Source organism: Streptosporangium sp. NPDC048886, from assembly GCF_055586905.1.
In genome coordinates this window covers 132,431-158,041 of the sequence record NZ_JBVJHH010000002.1, presented here as the reverse complement: position 1 = coordinate 158,041, position 25,611 = coordinate 132,431, and the positions used below count along the sequence as shown (strand labels likewise).

Genomic DNA, 25,611 nt, shown 5'->3' with positions numbered 1-25,611 from the left:
ATGGGTAACCGCTGCGCGGTGATCGGGATCGGCCAGACCCACTACACGACCAAGCGGCGGGACGTCTCCATCGCCGGGCTGGTCCGCGAGGCGGCGCTGCGCGCGCTGGAGGACGCGGAGCTGACCTGGAAGGACATCGACGCCGTCGTCATCGGCAAGGCGCCCGACCTGTTCGAGGGGGTGATGATGCCGGAGGCATACCTGGCCGACGCGCTCGGCGCCGCCGGGAAGCCGATGATGCGCGTGCACACCGCCGGTTCGGTCGGCGGCTCCACCGCGCTGGTGGGCGCCTCGCTGATCCAGGGCGGCGTGCACGGCCGGGTGCTGGTGGTGGCTTTCGAGAAGCAGTCGGAGTCCAACGCGACCTGGGCGCTGTCGACGCACCTGCCCTTCAGCGCCTCACTGGTGGTCGGCGCGGGCGGTTACTTCGCCCCCCACATCCGCGAATACATCCGCAGGTCCGGCGCTCCGGAGCACATCGGTCACCTGGTGGCGGTCAAGGACCGGCGCAACGCCCTGAAGAACCCCTACGCCCACCTGAAGATCCCCGGCATCGACCTGAGAATGGTCGAGTCGACCCCGATGCTCTGGGAGCCGATCCGCTACCTGGACACCTGCCCGTCCTCCGACGGCGCGTGCGCGATGGTCCTGTCCGCCGAGGACAAGATCACCGGCGCCGCCCCCGCCTGGGTCCTGGGCACGGCGATGCGCTCCGAGCCGATCTTCCGCGCCGGGCGGGACACCGTGAACCCGCAGGGTGGCAAGGACTGCGCGGCCGACGTGTACCGGCAGGCCGGGATCACCGATCCGCGCCGGGAGATCGACGTGGCCGAGGTGTATGTCCCCTTCTCCTGGTATGAGCCGATGTGGCTGGAGAACCTCGGCTTCGCCGCGGAGGGGGAGGGGTGGAAGCTCACCGAGTCCGGGGCCACGGCGCTGGAGGGCGACATCCCGTGGAACGCCTCCGGCGGGGTGCTGTCGAGCAACCCGATCGGCGCGTCCGGGCTGATCCGGTTCGCCGAGGCGGCGCTCCAGGTCAGGGGGATGGCGGGGGAGCACCAGGTCGACGGGGCCAGGCGGGCCCTGGGGCACGCCTACGGCGGGGGCGCCCAGTTCTTCGCGATGTGGATGGTCGGCAGCGACAGACCCTGATCTCCCCCCAGGAGGGGCCCGATGGAGTTCAACCACGCAGATCTGTTCGAGGGGCTCGCGGACGCGATCGGGGAGCGCACCGCCGTCGTCTGCGGTGACAGCCGCCTGACCTACGCCGAACTGGACGCCGAGGCCAACCGGCTCGCCCACCACCTGACGGGCCGGGGCGTGCGGGCCGGGCAGCACGTCGGGATCCACCTCTGCAACGGCGTCGAATACGTCGTGGGGCTGCTGGCCACGCTGAAGATCCGGGCCGTGCCGGTCAACGTGAACTACCGCTACGTCGAGGCGGAGCTGCTCTACCTCTACCAGGACTCCGACATCGTGGCGCTGCTGTTCGACGTGGAGTTCGACGACCGGGTGGCGGCCGTGGCCCCGCGGGCTCCCGAGCTCAGGCACCTGATCGCCGTGGGCGGCCCCTCCCGGATCGAGGCGGCGGTGCCGTACCGGGAGGCGCTGGCGGGCGCGCCGGCGACGCGGGGGTTCCCCGAGCGGTCGGGCGACGACCTCTACATCATCTACACCGGCGGCACGACCGGGATGCCCAAGGGCGTGATGTGGCGGGCCGAGGACCTGTTCTTCGCCTTCGGCGGCGGAAACCCCTACGGGGATCCGCGTGCCACACCGCAGGAGGTCGTCGAGGCGGCCAGGACCTCCGAGCCGATGACCATGATGGCGGCGGCCCCGCTGATGCACGGCGCGGCCCAGATGGCCACCTTCATCACCTGGTGGCTGGGCGGCACCATGGTCTACGTCCGCAAGTTCGACCCGGCCGCGGTGCTGCGGGCGATCGAGCGGGAGAAGGTCCTCACGGTCAACATCACCGGCGACGCGATGGCCCGCCCGCTGGCCGACGAGATCGCCACCGGCGCCTACGACCTGTCGTCGCTGTTCGTGCTCAGCTCCACCGGCGCCATCCTGACCGGCTCCGTCCGCGACCGCCTCCAGGAGCTGCTCCCCGGCAGGATGATCATCGACAGCTTCGGCTCCAGCGAGTCCGGCTACACCGCCTCGGCGGTCCCCGGCTCCGCGCCCGAGTCGGGGCAGCGCTTCCAGTCCAACGCCACCTCCAACCTGGCCGTGCTCAACGAGGTGCTGGAGCCGGTCAAACCCGGTGGGGGCGAGCTGGGCACGGTCGCCAAGAGCGGCCGGATCGCCTCCGGCTACTACAAGGACGGGGCCAAGACCAGCCGGACCTTCGTGACCGACAGGGCGGGCGTGCGCTGGCTGCTCACCGGCGACATCGCCCGGGTCGAGGAGGACGGCACCATCACGATCTTCGGCCGTGGCTCGGTCTGCATCAACACCGGCGGGGAGAAGGTCTTCCCCGAGGAGGTCGAGGCGGTGCTCAAGGGGCATCCGGAGGTCTTCGACGCCGTCGTCACCGGCGTCCCCGACGAGCGCTGGGGCAGTCGGGTCGCCGCCGTGATCGAGCTCCGCCCGGGGACGGCGCCGTCGGCCGCGGAGCTGGACGCCCACTGCCGGCAGCGGCTCTCCGGCTACAAGGTGCCCCGCGTCTTCGCCTTCGTCGAGGAGATGGTCCGCTCCCCGGCGGGCAAGGCCGACTACCGCTGGGCCAGGGAGACCGCCCAGGCCGCCCAGGCCGCCCAGGACGCGCAGTCCTGACCGGGACTCCGTGCTCCCGGCGCGTTGCCGGACGGCCGGGTCCGCGGCGCCGGATCCGGCAGGGACGCCTCCTGGCCGGTCCCCGGTGCGGCGGTCCCGGGCGGGTGCGGCGATCTCCGCAGCGAGAGGACCGCCATGGCCCGCTGTGAACGGAGATCATGGACCCGTCCGTCCCGACATGTCGGCCGACCCCACATTTCCCGGGGAGTAGGGTGCTCGATCCCCATTGACTGGGAGAGACGATTGATCATCCGTCGGAACGCGCATCGATTGTGATTAACGTCACACGGGATGCTTGGTGCGTTCCATGAGCCTGGACCGCACGGGCTCATCTTTTCTTCATCGCAGGGCTTCTCGATGTTCGCGCACCTCAAGGGCTGAGCCGCTGGTCAGTGTGTCGATGATGGGACGAATACATCGGTGAAGTTTCACCGGATGTTACATCCGACATATGTCATTGCTTACAGTGATCATTTACTCGGGTCAACCGGATTCTTACGATCAGGGCGCTTTATCTCTTTCTCTGCCTCCTGCCTGCGTGCGCCTGTTACCCCCCGATCCCTCCGTCCAGCCCCGGATATCCGGGCCCGAGTCCTACCGGAGCCGTAAACGGTTACGGCGACGGCGTGTGATCGCCACCGCGATCGGCGTCACCCTGCTGGCGTCGATGGCCCCGGCCGGCCCGGCGCTGGCACAGACCTCTGCCGTCGCGGCCGGGCCGGAGCTGCTGTCGCAGCTGGCCTCCGGGATCGGCGGCCTGTTCGCCGAGACCCCGCGCGGGCGGATGCGTGCCGGCGCCGGTGCGGCCGCGCTGCCCGGCCGGACCGGCGCGACCGCGCCGGGTAAGCCGGGGCCGCCGGGCAAGCGGGTCAAGGAGCTGACCGGCAAGCGCTTCGCCAACGGCACGGTGTACGAACTCGAAGACGGCCGGCGGCAGGTGGAGCTGTCGGCCGTGCCGCGCCACTACCGGGACGGCGGCGGTAAGTGGCAGCCGATCGACACGACGATCGGCGCGACCTCCGATGACGGGTTCACGCACGGCAACGACGCCGCCGGTTTCTCCTCCCGGTTCGGTGACGCCACCGGCAAGCTCGCGAGGATCAAGGCCGGGGAACGGCAGCTGACGCTCGGCGTGGCCGGTGACTCCAAGAAGATCATCCCGGAGGTGAAGGGCTCCACCGTCACCTACCGGGGCGTGTGGGACGGCGCGGACGTGGTCTACAAGGTCACCCCCGAAGGGGTGAAGGAGTACCTCGTGCTGTCCAAGCCGCCGGCGGCCGACGCGAAGTTCGCCTTCACCGTCAAGACCGGCGGGGTCGCGGCGCGGCAGAATCCCGATGGGTCGGTCGTCTTCGACGCCGACGACGGTTCGGGGACTGCGTTCACCATCCCGAAACCCTTCATGATCGACGCCACCGATGATGTGGCCTCGCCGTACGGCAAGCGTTACAGCACGGCGGTGACGCAGACCGTCGCTCAGCAGGGCGCCGAAACGACGATCACGCTGAAGCCGGACGCGGCCTGGCTGGCCGCGCCGGATCGCAAGTGGCCGGTGGTGATCGACCCGACGATCAACCTGGGTGCCGACAACCCGAGCAACACCTACGTCGATTCGGCCTCGCCGCGGGCGAACTTCGACTCCTCCTGGAAGCTGCCGGCCGGTAAGACCGCCACCGGTGTCAACCGGGCGCTGCTGTACTTCAACTGGCCCAGCTGGGACGTGCTGCCGCTGGGCGCCCGGATCGACCAGGCGAAGCTGGAGACCTACTTCGACCAGGCACTGGGGACGGCCGGGCCGGTGACGGTGGAGGCCCACGAGATCACCTCCGAATGGGACTCCTTCACCGCTACCTGGAACACCCAGCCGGCCTTCTCGCCCACGGTGGCGGCCACGGTGACCAAGAACGCCGGGGAACTGTCGCGCTGGCACTCCTTCGACGTCACCACGGTGGCCAACGCCTGGGCCGCCACCGCCGACCCCGCCTGGGGCTTCCTGCTCAAGGCCGCCGACGAGACCTCCACCGCGAAGCTCGGTGGTCCGGTGTACGAGGCGAGCGAGGACGTCTACGGCGGCGACGCGATGCTGGGCGAGAACGCCACGCATCCCCGGCTGACGCTCACCTTCGGCACCCCGTCGGTGCAGCTGAAGCAGCCGGCGGTGGCCACGTCGGTGGGCGCGTCGCTGTCGTGGACGCCGTACGCCGATCCCACCCCGGACGACGCCGCCGATGATCTGGCCGAGTATCGGCTGTATCGGTACTGCCCGTCGGGCTGCCAGCTCAGTGAGGGCTCGGCCGGCACGGACCCGCAGCTGGTGACCACGCTGCCGGCCGACGTGACCGCTTATGCCGACACCAGCAGCGGCGCCGACCCCGAGGCGGCCGCCGATCCGGCCTACACCCACGAGGCCACCTACTGGGTGGAGGCGGTGCTGAAGAACGGCAAGGCCTCGGCGTCCCAGGAGATGCGGGTCATCCTCCCCCGGCCGGGTCAGGTGACCAAGGTGATCGTCGCCGGCGCCGACACCACGTTGGCCTCCGGCGAGCCATCCGCCGGCCACGACACCGTCGACGGCCAGAAGCGGCTGCAGGTCGGCAACACCGCCACCACGCTGGGCAACACCCGCGCAGTGGTGGACTTCGACGGCTTCGCCACCCAGATCCCGGCCGACGCCCAGATCAGCGAGGCCACCCTGTCGCTGTGGGCGGCCACCGCCACCGGCTCGGGCGCCACCTTCAACGCCCACCGGCTCACCAAGGGCTTCGACGGAGCCGCCACCTGGACCAAGGCCGACGCCACCACCACCTGGACCGCACCCGGCGGTGATTTCACCGCCACCGCGCTCAGCGGCGCCTCGGCCGTCACCGCGCAGCCTCGCTGGCAGCAGTGGAACGTCACCGACGCCGCCAAGGCCTGGATCACCGACCTGACCGCCGACCACGGCCTGCTGGTCAAGGTCGCAGGCGAGGCCGGCACCGCCAGGCAATCAGTGCAGTTCCTGGCCTCCGAGACCGACGAGCCGCTGCTGCGGCCCCGGCTGCGGGTGACCTACGCCGAAAAGACCGACGGCTCGGCCACCTTCTACGCCCCCGGCACTCCCGAGCGGCTGGACACCGGCGCCACCCGCCAGGTCACCGTCGCCCTCACCAACACCACCGCCCAGACCTGGCCGGCCGCCTCGACCGCGCTGTCCTATCACTGGAAGCTGCCCGACGGCACCGAGATCTCCGCTCCCGCCAACCAGGTCAGAACCCAGCTGCCGGTCGACCTGGCACCGGGGAAGTCCACCGTGGTCTACGCCACCGTCAAGGCCCCGGCCGTCACCGGCGAAGGTGGCAACAAGGCCGAAGCCGTGGACCTGGTGTGGGACGTCCAGGACACCGTCACCAACAACTGGAAGTCCGCCTCCCACCAGTTGCCGCAGCTGCCGCAGCAGATCCGCGTGGACTCGCCGACCTCTGACCTGCTGGGGGCGGAGAAGTTCTACGCCTACACCGGTAAGAACACCGGCGCCGGGTCCACCGCGTTGGTCAACCCGTACGCGGGCAACGTGGTGTGGAACTACAACGCCTTCTCCAACCCCTCGCGCGGTGTCTCCACCTTCGTGCGGATGACCTACAACAGCCTCGACACCAGCGCCTCGGCGATGGGCTACGGGTGGTCGTTGCAGACCTCGACGTTGCAGCGGCTCGGCTCGCAGGTCTACTTCCACCCGCCCGGCCAGAACTGGCCCTCCCAGGTGCGGTTGACCGACGGCGACGGCACCACGCACGTGTGGACGCTGGACACCCACGGCGCCGACGTGCGTGACTGCACCTACGCCACCTGCGACTACACCCATCCGCGCGGGATCCACCTGTATCTGCAGAAGGTCGACCCCGCCTCCTTCGCGGATCGGGAGCTGGCCGCGCAGCGCACCTGGGTGTTCACCAAGCCCGACCGCACCCAGTTCTTCTACGACGAGGAGGGCTTCCAGTCGGCGATCGTCGACAAGAACGGCAACACCATGTCGTTCGCCTACGAGCGGCGCAGGTCCAACAACAAGCCGACCAAGTTCCTGCAGCACATCACCGACGCCGCCGGGCGGCGCACCCTGACCCTGGACTATTTCAAGAAGGGCCAGGACTACACCTACGTCAACGACGCCGGCACCGAGGTCGCCGACACCAAGCTGACCAACCCGCACATCATCGACAACGTCGAGTCCATCACCGACGTCGCCGGGCGGAAGGTCACCTTCACCTACAGCGACAAGGGCCTGATGGCCAAGATGGTCGACGGCGCCGGTGACCCCGAGGCCAAGACCTTCCGCTTCACCTACGACGCCACCCAGGGCAACAAGAACGTCAAGTTGGTCGCGGTCAAGGACCCGCGGGGCAACACCACCGCGCTGAAGTACTACGAGGCGCCGGTCGACCCCAAGGACAAGTGGAAGATCGAAACGTTCACCGACCGGCTGAACGGGGTGACGCGGTTCGACTACGTCGACCCGGACGGCCCACAGGGCGGCGTCATCCACGCCACGGTCACCGACCCGCTGCAGCACGCCACCAAATACGTGCTGGACGCCTACGGCCGGCCCGAGTCGATCACCAACGCCAAGAACGAGACCACGGCGCTGACCTGGGACCCCGACCACAACGTCACCAAGCTGACCGAGGCCAACGGCGCGTTCGCCACCTGGGTCTTCGACCAGAAGACCGGCTACCCGCTGGAGCTGAAGGACGCCGAGGCCAACCACAACGGCACCGCTCCCACAGTGCTGGGTTACCAGACCTTCCTGAACGGCTACGTCGCCGACCTGACCGAGAAGACCTCGCCCGAGGGCCGCAAGTGGGCCTTCGGCTATGACGCCAAGGGCAACCTCAAGACCGTCACCGACCCGCTGGGCGTCGCCTCCCCCACAGTGGGCGACTACACGACGTCCTACGACTACGACGGCTCCGGCCAGCTCATCAAGATGACCGACGCCAACGGCAACCCGGCCGCCTACGGCGACTACCACCCGACCGGCTACCCGGAGAAGATCACCGACGCGTACGACAACGTCACGATGACCTCGTATGACGTGCGCGGCAACGTGTTGTCGGTGACCGACGCGCTGGGCAAGAAGACCACCCAGACCTACGACATCTTCACCCGGCCGCTGGAGAGCAAGGTCCCCAAGGACCAGGACGCGGGCGAGTTCATCGTCACCCCCGCCCCCGTCTACGACCCCAACGACAACATCACCAAGGCGACCGCGCCCAACGGAGCGGTGTCGACGGCGCTCTACGACAAGGCCGACCAGCTGCTGGAGTCGCTGCTGCCCAAGGACACCGACACCGGTCCGGAGCGCAAGGCGTCCTTCACCTACGACCTGGCCGGCAACCTGAAGACGCAGACCGAGCCCAAGGGCAACCTCACCGCCGAGGCCGGTGATTTCACCACCACGTATGTGTACGACCCGATCTACCAGCTGACCGACGTGCTCAACGCCGCCCAGCAAAAGATCACCTACACCTACGACAACGTCGGCAACGTCACCAAGGTGGTCGACCCGCGTAAGAACGCCACCACCGACACCGCCGACTACACCACCATCTCCACCTACGACCGCAACCACCGGGTCACCCACGTGAAGGACGCCGCCGGCCACCAGACGGTGACCGACTACGACCTGGACGGGCTGGTCGAGGCCGCCACCGATCAAGAGGGCAACACGACCCTCATCACGCTGGACAAGCGCGGCGCGGCCGTGGAGACCAAGGTCCCGCACTCGGCCACCGACGGAGTGGTCAAGTACACCGTCACCCAGTTCGTCTACGACCAGGTCGGCAATCGCACCAAGGTCGTCACCCCGCGCGGCGTGGAGACCACCGACGATGCGGCCGACTTCATCGCCGAGACCAAGTACGACAAGCTCAACCGTCCGGCCGAGGAGATCTACCCCTTCGACAAGGACGACCCGAAGTACAACACCCCCGACAGCGTCAAGTACGCCTACGACGCCGTCTCGCAGCTCAAGGAGATCTCCGCGCCGCCCTCGCACGGGCAGACCATCCGCAACATCACCACGATGACCTACTGGGACAACGGCTGGTCCAGGACCACCACCGACCCGTGGGACATCAAGACCACCTACGACTACAACAAGCTGGGTCTGCAGACCAACCGCACCGTCACCTCCGCGGGCGGCTCCTCCCAGCGGGCCCTGAAGTGGACCTACTTCCCCGACGGCAAGCTCCACACCCACTCCGACGACGGCGTGCCGCTCGGCCTGGACGTGGTGCTCGGCGACAACTCCGACACCGGCCAGGTCACCGCCACCGGCTCCTGGACCGTCGTCGGCAGCAGTGGGGGGAGCGGGCTCGCCGCCACGGCCACCGTCGGCACCGGCTTCACCGGCTACGACTACGCCACCGCCCCCGCCGGCACCGGCTCCTCGGCCTTCACCTGGAACCTCACCACCCCGTCGGCGGGCAAATACAAGGTTCACGTCAAGTACCCCACCGGGGCGACCGCGACCAACGCGAAATACACCGTCAAGTACGACGGCGGCGAGACGACCGCCACCATCGACCAGACCGCCAAGGCGGGTGAGTGGGTCAGCCTGGGCGAGTTCGCCTTCACCGAAGGCAACGCCCACTCCGTCACGCTGACCGACGAGGCCAACGGCACCGTCGCCGCCGACGCGGTCAAGCTGGTGCGCGACACCACCGGCACCACCGACACCGAGAAGAAGGACTTCGAGTACTTCTACGACCCCAACGCCAACCTGACGAAGCTCCGCGACTACTCGCCCACCGCGAAGATCGATACCTGGGACATCGGCTACACCGGCCTCAACCAGGTCGAGCAGATCGTCGAGAAGCTCGACAGCGTGGTGAAGAACACCACCGGCTACACCTACAACGAGAACAGCGCCGTCACCGAGCGCACCCACGACAAGACACTGGCCACCTACCGCTACGACGTCCGCGACCTCGTCGAGAAGGTCACCAACGCCAAGTCGGCCACCGACACCGGTCCGAAGGTCACCTCCTACACCTACACGCCCAAGGCCGAACGGCTGAAGGAGACCAAGGCCAACGGCAACACCGTCGACTACGACTACTTCCTCGACAGCCTGCTGCGCCACTCGATCGAGAAGAAGCCCAACGGCACGGTGGTCTCCGAGCACACCATCGGCTACCAGGGCAACCTGCACCGCAGCCGCGACCTGGCCAAGATCCAGAACGCCGACAACCCCGGCGCCTACCTCGAACACGACTACGCCTACACCTACGACCCGCGCGACCGGATCGCCAAGTCCGTCAAGACCCCTATCGGCGGTGGCGCCGCGGAGACCGACACCTACCTGCACGACGCCAACAGCAATGTCTACGACCAGACGGTCCAGGGCAAGCAGACCACCTTCACCTTCGACCGCAACCGGCTGATGACCTCCACCACCGCCGGGGCGACCTCCACCTACACCTACGACCCCTACGGCCGGCTGCGCACCATCACCGGCGGCGGCAAGACCCAGGAGAAGTACACCTACGACGGCTTCGACCACGTCACCCGGCACGAAAAGCTCGGCGGCGCCGGCAGCACCGTCACCACCTACACCTACGACCCGCTGGACCGCACCACCTCCAAGACCGAGAAGACCGGCACCGCGAGCGCGAAGACCACCGCCTACTCCTACCTCGGCCTGTCCGGCGAGGTGCTGGACGAGGAGGTCGCCGGCAAACTCACCAAGTCCTTCCAGTACAGCCCCTGGGGTGAGCGGCTGTCACAGGTGAAGGTCAAGACCGACGGCGGCGAGGAGTCCTCCTACTACGGCTACAACGCCCACACCGACGTCGAGACCATCACCAGCGAGACCGGCGACGCCCGCGCAACCTACGGCTACACCGCCTACGGCGGCAACGACGACAAACTCTTCACCGGCGTCGACAAGCCCGACCCTGTCGATCCCACCGCCAAGGAGGAGTACAACCCCTACCGCTTCAACGCCAAGCGCTGGGACAACTCCACCGGCATGTACGACATGGGGTTCCGCGACTACAACCCGGGCCTCAACCGCTTCCTCACCCTCGACTCCTACAACGGCGCCCTGGCCGACCTGAGCCTCGGCACCGACCCCTGGACCTCCAACCGCTACGCCTTCACCGGCGGCAACCCCATCACCGGCATCGAAAACGACGGCCACGACCCGTATGGGTGCTCACCCAACAACTCCAACGACTGCGTCGAGAAGAACAACGCCATCGCCCGCAAGGAAGCCGGGCTTTCCGCCTACGACAAGAGTGGATATGGAGGGACATACACAAAAGTAGGCGATCGCGGCGCCGGCAAGACCGGCACCGTTACGGTTCCCGATGGAGTTGACCTCGGCGGCTTCAGAAGCAGCTTCAATAAGTACTACGCCGACATCATCGGAGCCAGAAACCCCACCGGCATGGAGCAGGTTCAGGAAGAACTGAACGCGGCCATCAACGCTTGCCGGCAAATCGGGGAGCGTGTATGCGGCGGGTGGTTCGTGACGTTAGTCGCCGATCACACGAATGCGCTCGTAGCCAACGGGTACTCACCAGTCGGTGATGGAGGAGGCCACCTTTCGAAAGGGGCGATTGGGTCTCTCACGAAGGGAACCGTCAAGCGCATTGCAACCAATGCAGTCGAGCACTATCTGCTTGGCCTAAATAATGCAGCTACAGGTGGCCTAAAGGAGATGGCCAAGGCTCAAGGGCTCAAGCATTTCATGGATGTAACCCCTGCTGAATTCGAGCAAGTATTCGAGAACTCCGTCAAGAGCGGAGCTAAGTTCACCTTTACTCTAGATGGATTTGTACCCAAGGGGTGGACAGCAAAGCAGGCTATCGAGGAAGCGATGAAGGGGGCGGGCGAGTGGGGACCAAGATACGGAAACGTCACCAACTGGGAGCTCTTCACTCTCAACAAATACGGGCGACTGGGTTCCGTTACCTTCCTAATGAACGGCAAGAAGATCAAGAATCCATTCAACTAGGCTAACACTCCTTGAGTGCCACACGCTCGGCGGTTGGCGTTGAGCTTCGAAACAAGATTTAACGCCAACCGCCGAGAAATGCTATGCTGGATCCCATAGAAGCCGGAGAGGGAAATGAATCCTGTTGTTAACTACCCCGATAGACTCTTTCGTTGGTGGACATATCTGCCGAGTCACTCAAAACTTCTACTGCGTAGCGGCAGAGAAACATCAGGTACTACACGCATAGATATCGCATTTAATGAGGTGCGCGCGATAAACCTTCCGGTAGTCATGCAGGGCGTTATTATCGAAAATCCACATCCTGCACAGATATCCAATCTCCCATCCAAAGAACTTGGTGTCGACGTTAACCTCGATGAATTTCTCATAATACGCGGATCTGGCTACACTGGATATATTGTGGCCACCGTTATTGGAGTCGACGAAAGCACAAAGCGATTTCAGGAACCTGATATATGGGGAATTTGTTCGTGGGCATGGGGGGACGGGGCCCCAGAATCTTGAAGATCTGATCAGACCTAGCCGGTTTTCATAGGTAAAGCAGGGTGAGCAGGAGGCGGCTGTCGTGTCCTAATGCCGTCACCCATTGGCCAAAACCGGAGGGTAAGCAAAACCCATAGACTTGGAGCGATCTCGGACAGGATATGGTCAAAAGGATTCCGAAAGATCCAAGAGTGGCAGTTCAAAGGTACGCGAACAGAGCTGGAGACAACATCATCGAATACCATGTTCCATGAGGTGGAGTTCAATTTAGACAAACTGGCGGCAGCGGAAACTGAGAACTACGCTCGTTCAGGGATTAGGGTTTAGGCGTCCAGCCGTATGACGGCCCGCCAATTGCCCCGGTGGGCCGTCATGCCAAAACTCGTAATTATTTTTACACAAGGAAAATTGACAGATTAATGGGATTATGCAACTACGACGACTCTTTGATTGAGGCTGTCGTGCTGAGCGATGGACAGGAGGGGAGCGAGGAGTGGGTGGTGGAGTTTTGGGACCTAACTCTCGGGGGCAGGGGAGAGATGATGCATGTACGCAAGGATCCTGACGGCGAATATCGTGCCGATACCCTGGGGCGGCGGTTGGATGACCAACTTATTGGTTGGGCAATTTCCGTCGCAAAATCCGAACTGAACGGATGATCAAGCCTTTTCATCCTGGCGCCACGGATCGCAGACTCGTTGCGAATCACCATTCATGGGGCCTCCGTGATGAATCGTTCGCCAAATTCCCCAAGCTCGCCGATCAGTCGATGGCGTGCCGCGTCCAACTGTTCGGTGTAGGAGGAATCGAAGATCGACGACAATTGCGTTTCCAGTGCTCCGTTGATCCTGAACAGAGCAGACCAGACGGCGCGGTCATCGACAAGCGTTGAGAAGTCTTCTCGATGCATCACGCGGTTCATCCAGTCGGACAGGACGAGCGCCTGATCGTCTGTTAATTCAATCTTCATGGAAATCTCTCGCCGGATGCTGGTGATTTGGTGCTGAAGCTTCCCGTTCCGCAGCAGGTGAGTTAGCTGATCCTCTCCGGGTCTCCACCTGCCGAGATGCTCTCCGACATTCGGGCCGGCGGCGGAGAATGATGCATGAAGACCCGCATCTTCTACTGCGTAGTGGATTGCGGACTGCCCTCTGAACGTACCTTTTATTATCTGCGTTCCCGGATTTTTCGCCAACTGCGCAATGGCGTGAATGAATTCTTGATCATTCTCCCCGCCCGGCCCCTTGGGCGCCGGCGCCTCAATCCCCCCGGCCTGCCCGGTGGGATACCAGCGGTCGGCGACATCCGCGTCACCCGAAACTGCCGCGTCACCTCCGGCATAGATACTCCCTGCGCGAACAGTTCCGCGGCCTCGAAGCGCAGCCGCTCGCGCTGGGCAGGTTCCACGGTGGTCAGCCCGCCGCCCTCGGCATACCTCATACCTCCGGGGTGGCCGATCGCCACAGGCCATCCCGGCCGCTGTAGCGCCAGCCTTTCAAACTCAGTGGCAAGGCCGGGCGGGCCTCTCTGTCGGTGATGGCTGACGAGCAGCGGAATAAGGAACAGAGATGAGCCTCCATGCCCATCGCGATGCGGCTCCGGCCCTTCGTCGTTCTGATAGGCATGCTCCTCTTGTCGACCGGGCGATTTATTCGCGCACATCCCGGTCGGGCCAAAAGAATTTGTAGCGATTCTCGTTCTTGTCGTACAGGGCCCAAGGCTCTGGATGGCTCAGGCTGAATTCATCCACCAGTCATTTATGCATGGTCATGCGGATTCCTTCGATTTGGAAGTTGCTTTCCATGGATGAGATGTCCGTGACGACGACGGTTGTGGCGTCACCTCTGATGCGCTCTTCTATCTCTGGAGAAAGAATCTCCATCGCTTTTATTAATTGCTCCAGCTCGGCGTTGGTCATGGCTCGCCGAGAACATAGCTCGCCGAGAAGGGGGCGGGTGAGTGGGGGCCAAGATGCGGATCACCCGTTCGCGGGCCGGGAGGCGATCTCGGCCGAGGATCTCGCCGGCTGCCGGCTCATCGGCGTCGCCGAACCCACGCCGCGCTACTGGCGGGAATCCGGGGCGCCCCTCACCACCCCCGGCGGACGACTCATCTCGCGCGGACCGGTGGTCGGCACCCCGCAGGAGGGCCTGACGATGATCGCCGCCAACCGGGGCACGATGCTGTTCTGCGAGCCGGCCGCGCTACCACGGCCGCCGTGACGTCGTCTTCGTCCCGGTCGCCGGCCTGCCCGACTCCGCCCTCACGCTCGTCTGGCACCGGGACAACGAGACCATCCGCGTCCGCGACTTCAGCCGCGCCATCGGCCGGGAGGACGTGCCGGGGTTAGGCCCGTCCCGCAGTTCTCGCCTCGGCTAAGGTCATCATCGGGATTTTTCCGATCAAGTACTGGTATGACCAGCTGCGGAAGAAAGAGGCGTACGGTGCCCGATCTCGGTCGGCTGGATGCGGGCGACCCCGAGCGGATCGGCGGCTATCGGCTGACCGGCGTGCTGGGCGAGGGCGGCCAGGGCAGGGTCTACCTCGGACAGGACTCCTCCGGGAGCAACGTGGCGGTCAAGGTGCTGCACGCCCGGGTGGCCGCCGATGCCGCGATCCGTGAACGGTTTCGGCGGGAGGCTCGGTCCGCCCGCCGGGTGGCGGCGTTCTGCACCGCCCAGGTCCTGGACGCGGGCATCGACGGCGAGCGGCCCTATCTGGTCAGCGAATACGTTCCCGGCCCGTCCCTGCACGAGTTGGTGGCCGCCGGCGGGCCCCGGACCGGCGGCGGGCTGGAACGGCTGGCGATCGCCACCGCGACGGCGCTGGAGGCCATCCACCGGGTCGGCATCGTTCACCGCGACTTCAAGCCGGGCAACGTCATCATGGGGCCGGAAGGGCTGGTGGTCATCGACTTCGGCATCGCCCGCATCCTGGACGGCACCGCCACCACGCACTCGGCGCTCGTGGGCACGCCCGGCTACATGGCGCCCGAGCAGTTCGCCGGGCAGCCGGCCAGCCCGGCCTCCGACCTGTTCTCCTGGGCCGCCACCATGGTCTACGGCGCGACCGGGCATCCGGCCTTCGCCGGGCGGCATCCCGCGGAGGTGATGGGCGCCATCCTGGGCCGTGAGCCGGATCTGCACGGCGTGCCGGACCACCTGCGGTCGCTGCTGGCGGCCTGCCTGGCCAAAGACCCCGATGTACGGCCCGCGGCCGGTGACGTGCTGGCCGTGCTGACCGGCCGCGCGCCCGCTTCCCATCCGCCCGGCGGTGAGCGTTCCGATCCGTCGAAAGCAGGCCGACCTGCGCGGGAACCGGATGGCATGCCACCGGGCGCAGACGGCACGCGTGACACGGCTCCGGTCGCCAACGACGTCACAGCCGGGGGGAAGGCACCTCACGAGCACGCGCTGGACGCTCCCCGGGTAGACGCACCCAGCGCGGATCCGCCGTCGGCTCCGTCGCGTTCGCGACTCACGCCGAAGGAGGGCACGCCGCCGGACGGTGCCGCCTCCACGACCGGCCCTGACCCCGGCCCCGAGGCGACAACGCCCTACTGGGGATCGAATGCGGCGGCTGCGGCACCACCGGAATCTGCCGCGCCGCCACGCCGCCGGATCCTGTACCGCGTGCTGGTAGTCGCTGCGGTGATCGCCGCTGTCGGGTTCGGTGTGCGGTCGATCGCCTTCGCTCCCTCCGGTACGGCGGTGACCGGCCGCTCCGGCATGGCATTGACCGGCCACTCCGGCCCGGTCGCCTCGGTGGCGGTGACGCAGCTCGACGGCCGTCCCGTCGCCGTCTCCGGCAGTGACGACGACACGGTGCGGGTGTGGGACCTCACCACGCGCAAGCAGATCGGCGGACCGCTCACCGGCCATACCGAGGGGGTCACCTCGGTGGCGGTGGGACAACTGAACGCCCGGCCCATCGCCGTCTCCGGCGGCTGGGACAGGACCGTGCGGGTGTGGGACCTCACCACCCGCGAGCAGATCGGCGGACCGCTCACCGGCCACACCGACAAGGTCGCCTCGGTGGCGGTGACGCAGCTCGACGGCCGTCCCGTCGCTGTCTCCGGCAGCCCCGACGACACGGTGCGTGTATGGGATCTCGCCGAAGGCCGGCAGGTCGGTGAGCTTTCCGCCGGCCATGTCGGTGGGGTCGCCTCGGTGGCGGTGGGGCAGCTGGACGGCCGTCCCGTCGCCGTCTCCAGCGGTTACGACACGACGGTGCGAGTGTGGGATCTGGCCACGCGCGAGAAGCTCAGCGAATGACCGATCAGGCGGACGCGCTCTAAGACGGTGACTCATTTGGTGGGTCGGCGGTAGCAAATGAGGGCGGCGGCGATGGTGACGAAGGATGCGAAGTGGTCGGCCCGGCGCTCGTAGCGCCGGTGTAAGCGGCGGCAGCCGGCCGGGAGACGGTGCGCTCCACCACCCGGCGGTGGCGTCCAAGGCGCTGGCTGGATTCGATCCCTCGGCGGGCGACGCGGGCGACGATGCCCCGGCCGCGCAGGAAGGTCCGCAGGTGGGGATAGTCGTAGCCCTTGTCTCCGTGGATCCTGCCCGGTCGCCGGCGTCGGGGACCGCGGCGGGAACGGATCGGCGGGAGGCTGCGCACCAGCGGTTCCAGCGCCAGGCTGTCGTGGACGTCGGCGGTGCTGATCGCGACGGTGAGGGGTAGACCGGTCCGCTCGGTGATGAGATGGACCTTCGACCCTTTCTTACCGCGATCAAGCCGATTCGGGCCCGTCAGGTTCCCCCTTTGGCGGCCCGCACGCCGACCGGGTCGATCGCGCACCGCGACCAGTCCAGCTCACCGCGGGCGCCGAGCTCATCCAGCAGGATCCGGTACAGCTTGGCCCACACCCGCGCAGCACTCCACTCGGTGAAGCGGCGGTGCACCGTCTGCCAGGAGGCGCCGAAGACCGGCGGCAACTGACGCCACGCACACCCGGTGGTGGCAACGTAACCGATCGCCGCCAGGATCGTCCGATCGCCGACCCGCCGCCGCCCGCCACCCTGCGGCCGCGTCGGCGCCGGCGGAACCACCCGCTGGAACAACTCCCACAACTCATCAGGCACAAGCCGTCGAAGGAACGCATCCACGAACGGACTAACGATCAATCTCCAGATGAGTCACGGTCTAAAAGGGCGGCGGAGGCTTCGCGGGCCTCGGCGGCCACCGCGCGGCGGGCGCCGTCCTCGCCCAGCGTCAGGACGTGCCGCGATGCCAGGCCGTGAGCCGGCGGTCCCGTCGGCGGTCCGGCTTAGGCCCGCGATCACCGGGTACCAGCAGCACATGCTTGACCTTCTGCCCGAGGAGACGCTCCGGGAGGTCGTCGACCTGCTCGTCCGTCTCGTCGAGGCGGCCGGCGCGATCGTCATCTTCGCCGGTGCGGCCGTGGCCTTCGTGCGCTTCCTCCTGGTCGCCGTACGGCGGCACGACGATGACGGGTTCATCGCCGTGCGGCTGTTCCTGGGGCGGTTCCTCGCGCTCGGTCTGGAGTTCCAGCTCGCCGGCGACATCCTGCGCACGGCCATCTCGCCGAGCTTCGCGCAGATCGGGCAGCTGGCGGCGATCGCGGCCATCAGGACCGCGCTGAACTTCTTCCTGAGCAGGGAGATCGAGCGGGAGGGACGCGCGGTGGGCGAGGCCCGCCCGCGTCCGGTCCCCGGTGCCGGAGGTGGCTGAGTTCGTCCGTGCGGCCGCCACCCTGGTCGCCGCCATGGGCCTGGTCGCGGCGGTCGCCGCCCTGCTGTCCGGCGGCGGCCCCCGGGGCGCGATGGCGGTGCTGCTGGACTTCCTCGTCGCGGCGGGGCTGCTCCGCCTCTCCTCCGCACAGACGTGGACGGCCATCGCCGTGGCGGCGCTCACGATCGCGATCCGCAAGGTCGTCGTCGCCGGGTTCTCCCTCTCCGCCCGATAGGGTCCGCCCGCCACCCTTCCGCCGGCCACCCTTCCGCCGGCCACCCTTCCGCCCGCCATCCCTCCGCCCGCCGATCCGCCCTTCGATCCGTCGCTCTCCGCTCTCCGCCCGGTGACGCCCGTACGGTGACTCCCCGCCCGCCGGCTCCTCCGCCGGGTAGGGCGGCGGCCCGGCCCCGGTGACACGGCCCCGCCGCGCCGTCCGGTGGCGCGGCCCCGGCCCTCACCCCACGCGGGCACCCCACGCGGCCGTCCGGCGGCTCTGTCTGACACAAGCGCCCAAGACGATCGTCTCGGGCTTGGATAGGCTCACGGGCATGGGAAACCGTGAGGATCTGCTGGCCGGAGCCAAGCGCTGCCTGTACGAGAAGGGCTACACACGCACGACCGCACGCGACATCGCGGCGGCCTCCGGCGTCAGCCTGGCGGCCATCGGCTACCACTTCAGGTCCAAGGAGGCGCTGATGAACACGGCGCTCTTCCAGGCGATGCAAGAGTGGGGCGACGAGATCGAACGGGCTCTGACCGCTGACGCCGACCCCGGTGCCACGCCCGCCGAGCGCTTCGCGGCCACCTGGGATCGGGTGATCGCCTCCTTCGCCACCCACCGTCCGGTCTGGGTCACCCAGTTCGAGCTCATCGCCCAGATCGACCGCCTGCCGGAGATCCGCGAGCAGCTCGTCGCCTCGATGAACGCCGCCCGCCTCGGACTGGCCGAGATGTTCCGCAACGTCGGCGCCCCGGCGGGGGAGGCGGGCGGCGACAAGGACGCGCGGATCGTCGGCTCGCTCTACCAGGCGATGCTGAGCGGGGTGCTGGTGCAGTGGCTGGTCGACCCGGAGCAGGCCCCGTCAGGCCGTGACCTGGTCGACGCGCTGCGGATCGTCGGCGACGACATGGGCACGGCCCCGGCGGCCCGGGAAGCCTGAGCCGCCGGCCCCGGCCCGGCCGGCGCGCGGGGTGGAGCCTCCGCCCGGTGGCCGGCCGGCGCGCGGGGTGGAGCGGCGGACTGACGGCCGGCCGTCGCGCCGGTCCCGCCGTCCGGCCTACTCCTCCCCGGTCGGCCAGAAGTAGAACGTGAGGGAGGGACGCAGCGGGTCCCCGCCGACCGCGATCAGACCCAGCCGAACCCTGGCCCCGCGGGCCGCCATCGCCTCGCGCAGGCGCAGCAGCGGACCGAGGTCGTGGCCGAAGGCCCGCTGCAGGGAGCCGAGCAGCTCCGCCATTCCTTCCGGGCCGTCCCAGCCCCAGGCCGCGCAGAAGAAGAAGACCTTCTGCCGGGTCCCGGTCCCGTCGTGCGAGAGCTGCAGGAACATCGACCGGTCGGCGGGTCTCGGCCGTGACGCGGTGACGAACAGGTCGTGCAGCCGCCTGGCGGGCAGCAGGTCCGGATGCGTCCCGGCGCGGTCGCCGAAGGCGCGGTCCGGGTCCGCGGGGAGCCACTTGTAGGTCTTCCAGGCCGTGAGCTCACCGCCCGCCAGGTCGTAGCCCATCACCTCGACGGCTCCGGGGAGCCGGCAGCCGTGCAGGTGCTCGGCCTGCCTGAGGGACTTCATCGGCAGCGGGAACCTGGCGGCGAGCTCGTCCGGGCCGAGCCAGCCGGTCCTGAAGTAGACCGTTCCGCGCCTGCGGCCCCCGGTGCCGTAGCCCAGGCCGAGCATCAGCGGGGCCGGCAGGTCCGCCGGGGCGCCGGCCAGGTGGGTCCGGAACAGCTCCAGCAGGCAGGCGGTCTGCTCCTCGGTGGAGCATCCGGTGACGGAACGGGCATGTGTCAGCGAATGCTCCCAATCCTCGGCGCGATGCTCGACCATGTCGATGACGCAGCGCAGGGTGGGGGCGCCCTGCTCGCCGAGTTTCAGGGAAACCTCAACCGGTACGGCGGAGCCGGTGAGAATGGAGTGCCGGCGCGGCTCCCCGGTGATCCGGAGCAGCTCGGCGGCGGTGGCGCCGGCATCGTCGCGGACGCCGAGCCGTACGGCGAGGTCGCCGAACGCGGCGGCCAGCCGCGCCGTCGCGGTGAGGTCCATGGAGGCCACGGTTGTCTCCTCGGGGCAGGGGGGAGCGCTTGTGACAGCCGAGACAGCCGACGTCGTGATCGTCGGGGCCGGGGTCGCCGGACTGGCCTGTGCCCGCCGGCTGTCCGCGCGGGGCTTCGACGTCGTGGTGCTGGAGGCCCGGCACGCGATCGGCGGCCGGGTCCGCACCTTCCGGCCGGACCCGGCGGAGGCGGTCGAGCTGGGAGCCCAGGTCGTGCACCCGGCCGGCTGCGACGACTTCGACGATCTCCTCCGCGAGGCGCGGATCGGCACCGCGCCCATGGAGACGGGCACCGAGCTCGTGGTCGTGGCCGGGGGCGTGCACCGCGGGGCCGCCGCGCTCGCCGCCCGGATCCGGCCGCTGCCGTGGGCGGTGGAGGCGGGGCTGTACGCCTCGCGGCCGCTGTCCGGCACGGTGGGCCGGGGGCTGTCCGGCCTCGCCCCGCCCGCCCGCGCGCTGGCGCGCTGCTGGATGGAGCAGGTGGTGGGGGAGGACCCGGCGCTGCTCGACCTGGCGGAGACCGCGGCGACCTACCACGGCCGCGGGCGGGGCGGTGAGCGAATGGTCGCCGGGGGGTTCGACCGGGTGGTCCACGCGCTGGCCGAGGGGCTGGAGATCCGCACGGACTCCCCGGTCGAGCGGTTGCGCTGGGGCCCGGGCGGGGTGGAGGCCGCGACCGCCTCCGCGGTGGTCCGCGCGCGTGCGGCCGTGCTCACCCCGCCCCCGCCGGTGGTCGCCGGCGGGGACCTCGCCTTCGATCCGCCGCTGCCCCGGCGCAAGGCCGACGCCGCCGCCGTTCTCGCCTCCTGCGACGCCGTCGCGGTCGTCCTGGTCACCGCCCGGCCGGCGCCCCGCTCCGCGTGGCTCCTGCTGGCCGACCCACCCGGCGGGCTCTGGACCAGCCGGGCCGGTTCGCGCGTCACGGCCGGCCACGTCAAGGGACCCTCGGCGCGGCTGGCCCGGCGGCCGGGCTGGGAGGCCGACCTCCTCAGGTCGCTCGGCCCCCGCCTGGGGGAGGTGGACGACGTGCTCGTCACGGACTGGGGGCGCGATCGGTGGTCGCGCGGCGCCTACAGCGTGCCGGTGGCCGGCGCCGGGGCCGCCTCGGCCGTGTGGGCCGAGCGGCTCGGCCGGACCGTCTTCTTCGCCGGGGAGGCCTCGGCCCGGCCTGACCTGCGCGGTCTCGTCCAGGGGGCGCTGGCCAGCGGGGAGAGAGCGGCGGGCGAGGTGGCGCTCGGCCTGTCCGGCGGGCCTCATGACCAGCGCAGCGGCAGCGAAGCGTAGCCGCGGGGGACCGCGCCCGTACGGCGGGCCGGGCCCGCGCCGCCCGGCCACGGCTCGGCCGGGCAGCCACGGACCGCCGTGATCAGCAGCCGTGCGAACAGCCTGACGAGGGGCGCGCCGAGGCAGGAATGCGGACCCGCCCCGAAGGAGAGGTGCGGGTTGACGCGGCGGCCCAGGTCGAGCCGGTCGGGGTCGGCGAATCTCGCACCGTCGCGGTTGGCCGCCCCGAGCAGCGGCACGACGCCGTCGCCCCGCCGGATCGACCGGCCGCCGACGACGACGTCCTCCCCGGCGGTGCGGGCGGTGAACTGGATGGGCGGGTCGATTCTCAGCAGCTCTTCCGTGGCCCGTCGCGCCGGCGATCGACCGGCGTCCGTCAGGTCGCGCCAGCGCCCGGGCTCGGCCAGCATGGCGGCGACGGCGTTGGTGACCATGTCGCCCAGCGGCTCCACCCCGCCGACGACGAGGAGGCCCGCCGTGGCCATCGCCTCCGCCGGGGCGAGCAGCCCTTCGAGGTGTCCCCGCGCGAGGACGGTGAACGCGTCCGGGCGAGGGGCGGCGCTCCGGGCGAACAGGTGGTCGGCGAATCGGTCGCACATCGCCGACATCGCGGCCTCCCCGTCCCGCGCCGGATCGGCGAAGGGGTCGAGGTTGCCCGCGACGGCGTCGGCCCAGCCACCGAAGTCCGCGAGGTCGTCCTCCGGCAGGCCCAGGAAGCCGGCGAGCACCCGGACCGCCAGCGGGCGGGCGAAGTCGGCGGCGAGGTCGGTCTCCCGGCCCGCGCGCGCCGCCTCGCGCACCCGCAGCGCCCAGGCGCCGACCAGCGGGGCGAGCCAGCGCTCGTGCTCGCGCAGCGCCCCCGGCCGGAACGCCGGCGCCGCGGCCCGCCGCAGCCTCGTGTGGTCGGGCGGGTCGGTGTTCAGCATGGAGGTGGGCAGCGCCGTGCGGCGCTGCCGTAGCCGCTGCCCCTGCCGTGCGGAGAAGCGGGGATCGCACAGCACGGTGAGGCAGTCTCGGTGCCGGGTGAGGAACCACAGCCGGGCCCCCGGCACCGGATGCACCGGGTCGTGCTCCCGCAGGGCACGGTAGGCGGGGTAGGGGTCGGCGAGGATCCCGGGGTCGCGGGGGTCGTAGGCGGGCGCTGTCATCGGCGTCAGTGCATGGTCAGGCCGCCGTCGACCGTGAGCACCTGGCCGCTCATGAACTCCGACTCCGGAGAGCAGAGGAACAGCATGGTGCCGACGAGGTCGCGGGGGTGCTGGTGCCGTTTCACGGACTGGTACTGCAGGATCTCGTCCACCGCCTCCCGGCCCGCGGGGCTGAGCGGCCGGTCGGGGAGGTCGGGGACCACGGCCCCGGGGGCCAGGGCGTTCACCCGGATCCCGTGCTCGCCGTATTCGCGGGCGAGCGCCTTGGTCAGGCCGATCACCCCGGACTTGGCCGCGATGTAGTGGGCCATGTTGGACAGTCCCGACCACACGAGGTTCGTCGCCACGTTGACGATCGCGCCGCGGCCCTGCTTCCGCATCACCGGCAGCACCGCCCGGCAGCAGAGGAAGACGCTGTCGAGGTTCAGGGTGAGCACCCGCCGCCAGGCGTCGTGGTCGATGTCCTCGAACGCCACGTGGGGGTAGCTGCCGGCGTTGTTGACCAGCACGTCGACGGCCCCGAAACGGGCCAGCACGGTGGCGGCCATGCCGGCGGTCTGCTCCGGTGAGGTCACGTCGACGCCGAGGGGGTGCGCGCGTTCCGAGCCGGTCCGCTCGTTGAGCCAGCCGGCGAAACCGGCCGCTCCCTCGGCGTCGACGTCGCACACGACGACCCGGGCGCCCTCCTGGACGAGGGCGGTGCAGTACCACCGCCCTATGCCGTTGGCCCCGCCGGTGACGATGACGACGCTGTCGTCCAGCCTGCCCATCAGTTCCTCTCCTGGTCGTCGTCCGGCTGGTAGAACATCAGCCGGTTGCCGTCGATGTCGTGGGCCTCCAGGAAGCGCGCGACGCCCGTGACGGCGCGCATCCGGGCCGGTGGGGTCCTTCCGTCACGGTCGAGCAGCCCGCGCGTGTGCTCCAGGTCGTCGACCCGGAAGTCCAGCACCGCCCCGCCGCTGACCCCGGCGGTGGGGATCTCCGACAGGCCGATGCTCACCCCGGGCACCGGGGAGGTCAGCTCGATCCAGCCGAACTCCGGGATCGCGGCCAGGACCCGGCAGCCGAGCACCCGGCCGTACCACTCCGCCGCGGCCCCGGCGTCGGCCACGGTCAGCACGCACTGCAGCCTGCGCTCGCCGGAACCGCCGGCGGCCGGAGCCTGCGCGGCCATCCGGGCGGCGGCGCTGACCGGGGCGGCGGAGGCCGCCGTCGCGATCAGGTGGTCGTCCAGCGGGAGCGCTCTGAGCTCGTCGATCAGCTCCTCCCGCCGGTCCAGCAGGAAGCCGGCCGCCCCACCGGCCGCCGGCAGCCCCGAGCGCCACGCCTCCCGCTCCTCCAGGCGGCCCCGGACGGCGTCGGTGAGGAGCCCGAGGACGTCCACGGGCGCGAAGGCGATGTTGACGGCGAGGGAGTGTCCCACCGCCTTCGCGCTGTGCCAGGTCCCCGCGGGCAGGCACAGGACGTCGCCCGGGCCGAGCAGGACCTCGGCGAACGCCTCCTCCTCGATCTCCGGGCGCTCCCACGGACGGACCGAGCTGGGGGCGCGCCCGATGTAGCGCACGCCGCCGCTCTCGTCGGCGAAGGCGTTGCCGCGGGGGAAGGGGACACCCGGCGCCCGCGACAGGCGCCACCGCTTGTGCCCCTCGAGCTGGAGCGTCGTCACGACATGGGCGTCGAAGTGGGTGTTGAAGCCGTAGCCGTGCGGTGAGAGGTAGCACTTGACACCCATGTCGCCGTGGTGGCCGAGCTCGCGCTTGAGCCGGGCGGCCAGGTCGGCGACGCGGGGGGCGGCCCGCTCGACGGGCTCCACGCAGACCGAGGCGCCGCGTCTGAGATGGCCGGCCACGTCGGCGGCCGCCACCGCGACGTGCGCCCCGGCGGCCCCTCCGTCGCCCTCCCGGTCGCCGCTGACGCGGATGAGCAGGCCCAGCTCGTCCTGGCGGCCCATCGCCTCGCGCAGGTCCGCCATGGTGAACAGGTCGTCGAAGCGGCCGGCGGGCCCCTGGACGTGCAGCGGCCTGCGCTGCCAGTAGGCGGTGCGGAACACCTCGGGGTCGAGCGGGTGCACGAGCGAGGCCAGCGCGGAGGCGCCCTCCCGGGCCGGCCCGTCAGCGGTGACGCGCAACGGCCACGGGCCGGTCATTCCGGTTCTCGCGGGCCGAGGAGAAGGCAGTAGACGACCGACTCGTGCAGCCCGTCGAAGCCGAGCCGGCCGTCGAGCTCGCGGTCGAAGTAACCGCCGACGGGCACCGCGGCCAGCCCGCGCCCGGACGCGGCGAGCACCGCGTTCTGCACGACGTGCCCGGCCTCGATGAGCACGAAGCGGTAGCCGCGCTCGCCGTATTTGAAGGCGGAGCGGTAGAACACCGCCGACACCAGCACCACGGCCGGCGCCGCGGCGACGAGGTCGGACTGGACGAAGCAGCCGCCGGCCTCGAACTCGCCCAGCTCGTGGAGCTCGTGCGCCGCCGGGTCGTAGTGGTAGAGGCCGGGCACCAGGCCCGACACCTCGCGGGCCCAGAGATAGAGCTCCAGGGGGTAGAGGGCGCCGCCGGACGGGGCGGCGCGGAAGGGACGTGGATACCGGCCGTCCGCGTTGGGCCGCGTCACGCCGTAGGCGCAGCGCAGGATCTTCGCCACGTCCGGCAGCCCGACCGGCCCGGGACCGAACCCCCGGGCCGACTCGCGGCCGGTCAGCGCCTCGTCGAGGCCGATGCCGGACGGCGGGAGGTCGTACGGCAGGGCGATCCGGGGACGGTCGTGGTACGGCTTGGCCTCGCGCAGCCGGTTCATCATCGCGACGACCGTGCCGTCGGAGGGATGCCGGTCGAAGTAGAGGTGCGGTGTGGCCCGGGTCGTCTTGGAATTCTCGTGGTAGCTCTCCCAGACGGCATCCTCGCTGTCCTCCAGCAGGAACGCGTCGACCGGATGCATGGCTGCCCTTCCTCG

General features: G+C 69.2%; 17 protein-coding genes and 1 pseudogene. 10 read left to right on the top strand and 8 right to left on the bottom strand.

Annotation, left to right across the window (positions count from 1 at the left end; genetic code table 11):
• The 4 genes from ACZ6R6_RS02975 to ACZ6R6_RS02960 all read left to right on the top strand — a co-directional run bounded on the left by ACZ6R6_RS02975 (position 1) and on the right by ACZ6R6_RS02960 (position 12,921).
• On the top strand, positions 1-1,152 hold the full coding sequence (locus ACZ6R6_RS02975) for a thiolase domain-containing protein (protein WP_470089697.1): 1,152 nt from the start codon (positions 1-3) through the stop codon (positions 1,150-1,152).
• Positions 1,153-1,173: 21 nt separating this feature from the next.
• On the top strand, positions 1,174-2,778 hold the full coding sequence (locus ACZ6R6_RS02970) for an acyl-CoA synthetase (RefSeq protein ID WP_470089695.1): 1,605 nt from the start codon (positions 1,174-1,176) through the stop codon (positions 2,776-2,778).
• Positions 2,779-3,406: 628 nt separating this feature from the next.
• Positions 3,407-11,776, top strand: a complete 8,370-nt coding sequence (locus tag ACZ6R6_RS02965; RefSeq protein WP_470089694.1) for a DNRLRE domain-containing protein — start codon at positions 3,407-3,409, stop codon at positions 11,774-11,776.
• Between the two features lie 848 nt (positions 11,777-12,624).
• Positions 12,625-12,921 (top strand): hypothetical protein, encoded by a 297-nt coding sequence (locus ACZ6R6_RS02960; RefSeq protein ID WP_470089692.1) that lies wholly within the window; start codon positions 12,625-12,627, stop codon positions 12,919-12,921.
• A gap of 53 nt (positions 12,922-12,974) precedes the next feature.
• Here the strand turns inward: ACZ6R6_RS02960 and ACZ6R6_RS02955 are convergent, their stop codons facing one another.
• Positions 12,975-13,232, bottom strand: coding sequence for a hypothetical protein (locus tag ACZ6R6_RS02955; protein ID WP_470089690.1), 258 nt, complete (start codon positions 13,230-13,232; stop codon positions 12,975-12,977).
• Between the two features lie 783 nt (positions 13,233-14,015).
• Positions 14,016-14,180, bottom strand: coding sequence for a hypothetical protein (locus ACZ6R6_RS02950; protein ID WP_470089688.1), 165 nt, complete (start codon positions 14,178-14,180; stop codon positions 14,016-14,018).
• Positions 14,181-14,217: 37 nt separating this feature from the next.
• Between ACZ6R6_RS02950 and ACZ6R6_RS02945 the strand changes: the two genes are divergently transcribed.
• Both ACZ6R6_RS02945 and ACZ6R6_RS02940 read left to right on the top strand, forming a co-directional pair.
• The gene (locus tag ACZ6R6_RS02945; protein WP_470089687.1) at positions 14,218-14,484 is read left to right on the top strand and encodes a hypothetical protein; all 267 of its coding nucleotides are present in this window, start codon (positions 14,218-14,220) and stop codon (positions 14,482-14,484) included.
• Between the two features lie 222 nt (positions 14,485-14,706).
• Positions 14,707-16,536 (top strand): serine/threonine-protein kinase, encoded by a 1,830-nt coding sequence (locus ACZ6R6_RS02940; RefSeq protein WP_470089685.1) that lies wholly within the window; start codon positions 14,707-14,709, stop codon positions 16,534-16,536.
• Between the two features lie 32 nt (positions 16,537-16,568).
• Here ACZ6R6_RS02940 and ACZ6R6_RS02935 read toward each other — a convergent pair.
• Positions 16,569-17,370 (bottom strand): annotated as a pseudogene (locus ACZ6R6_RS02935) (IS5 family transposase).
• A gap of 193 nt (positions 17,371-17,563) precedes the next feature.
• On the opposite strand from ACZ6R6_RS02935, the gene ACZ6R6_RS02930 reads away from it, so the two are divergent.
• The 3 genes from ACZ6R6_RS02930 to ACZ6R6_RS02920 all read left to right on the top strand — a co-directional run bounded on the left by ACZ6R6_RS02930 (position 17,564) and on the right by ACZ6R6_RS02920 (position 19,119).
• Entirely contained in the window at positions 17,564-17,956 is a 393-nt protein-coding gene (locus tag ACZ6R6_RS02930; RefSeq protein WP_470089684.1) for a DUF1622 domain-containing protein, read from the top strand.
• Entirely contained in the window at positions 17,949-18,191 is a 243-nt protein-coding gene (locus tag ACZ6R6_RS02925; protein ID WP_470089682.1) for a hypothetical protein, read from the top strand. The genes ACZ6R6_RS02930 and ACZ6R6_RS02925 overlap by 8 nt, the downstream gene beginning before the upstream one ends.
• 316 nt (positions 18,192-18,507) lie before the next feature.
• Positions 18,508-19,119 (top strand): TetR/AcrR family transcriptional regulator, encoded by a 612-nt coding sequence (locus ACZ6R6_RS02920; RefSeq protein ID WP_470089681.1) that lies wholly within the window; start codon positions 18,508-18,510, stop codon positions 19,117-19,119.
• A 117-nt stretch (positions 19,120-19,236) separates the two neighbouring features.
• Here ACZ6R6_RS02920 and ACZ6R6_RS02915 read toward each other — a convergent pair whose 3' ends face one another.
• Positions 19,237-20,226, bottom strand: a complete 990-nt coding sequence (locus tag ACZ6R6_RS02915; protein WP_470089679.1) for a hypothetical protein — start codon at positions 20,224-20,226, stop codon at positions 19,237-19,239.
• A 31-nt stretch (positions 20,227-20,257) separates the two neighbouring features.
• Between ACZ6R6_RS02915 and ACZ6R6_RS02910 the strand changes: the two genes are divergently transcribed.
• A complete protein-coding gene (locus ACZ6R6_RS02910; RefSeq protein ID WP_470089678.1) occupies positions 20,258-21,511 on the top strand; it encodes a flavin monoamine oxidase family protein in 1,254 nt (417 codons plus the stop codon).
• Here the strand turns inward: ACZ6R6_RS02910 and ACZ6R6_RS02905 are convergent.
• The 4 genes from ACZ6R6_RS02905 to ACZ6R6_RS02890 are packed head-to-tail and all read right to left on the bottom strand — an operon-like array spanning position 21,481 to position 25,596.
• On the bottom strand, positions 21,481-22,659 hold the full coding sequence (locus ACZ6R6_RS02905; RefSeq protein WP_470089676.1) for a cytochrome P450: 1,179 nt from the start codon (positions 22,657-22,659) through the stop codon (positions 21,481-21,483). The two genes, ACZ6R6_RS02910 and ACZ6R6_RS02905, sit on opposite strands and share 31 nt — an antisense overlap.
• Before the next feature lie 5 nt (positions 22,660-22,664).
• Positions 22,665-23,429: an SDR family NAD(P)-dependent oxidoreductase gene (locus tag ACZ6R6_RS02900; protein WP_470089674.1), complete on the bottom strand. Its 765-nt coding sequence runs from the start codon at positions 23,427-23,429 to the stop codon at positions 22,665-22,667.
• The gene (locus ACZ6R6_RS02895; protein ID WP_470089673.1) at positions 23,429-24,805 is read right to left on the bottom strand and encodes a JmjC domain-containing protein; all 1,377 of its coding nucleotides are present in this window, start codon (positions 24,803-24,805) and stop codon (positions 23,429-23,431) included. Before ACZ6R6_RS02895 ends, ACZ6R6_RS02900 begins: the two co-directional genes overlap by 1 nt.
• Positions 24,802-25,596 (bottom strand): SagB/ThcOx family dehydrogenase, encoded by a 795-nt coding sequence (locus tag ACZ6R6_RS02890; RefSeq protein WP_470089671.1) that lies wholly within the window; start codon positions 25,594-25,596, stop codon positions 24,802-24,804. The genes ACZ6R6_RS02895 and ACZ6R6_RS02890 overlap by 4 nt, the downstream gene beginning before the upstream one ends.
• Positions 25,597-25,611 lie beyond the last annotated feature (15 nt).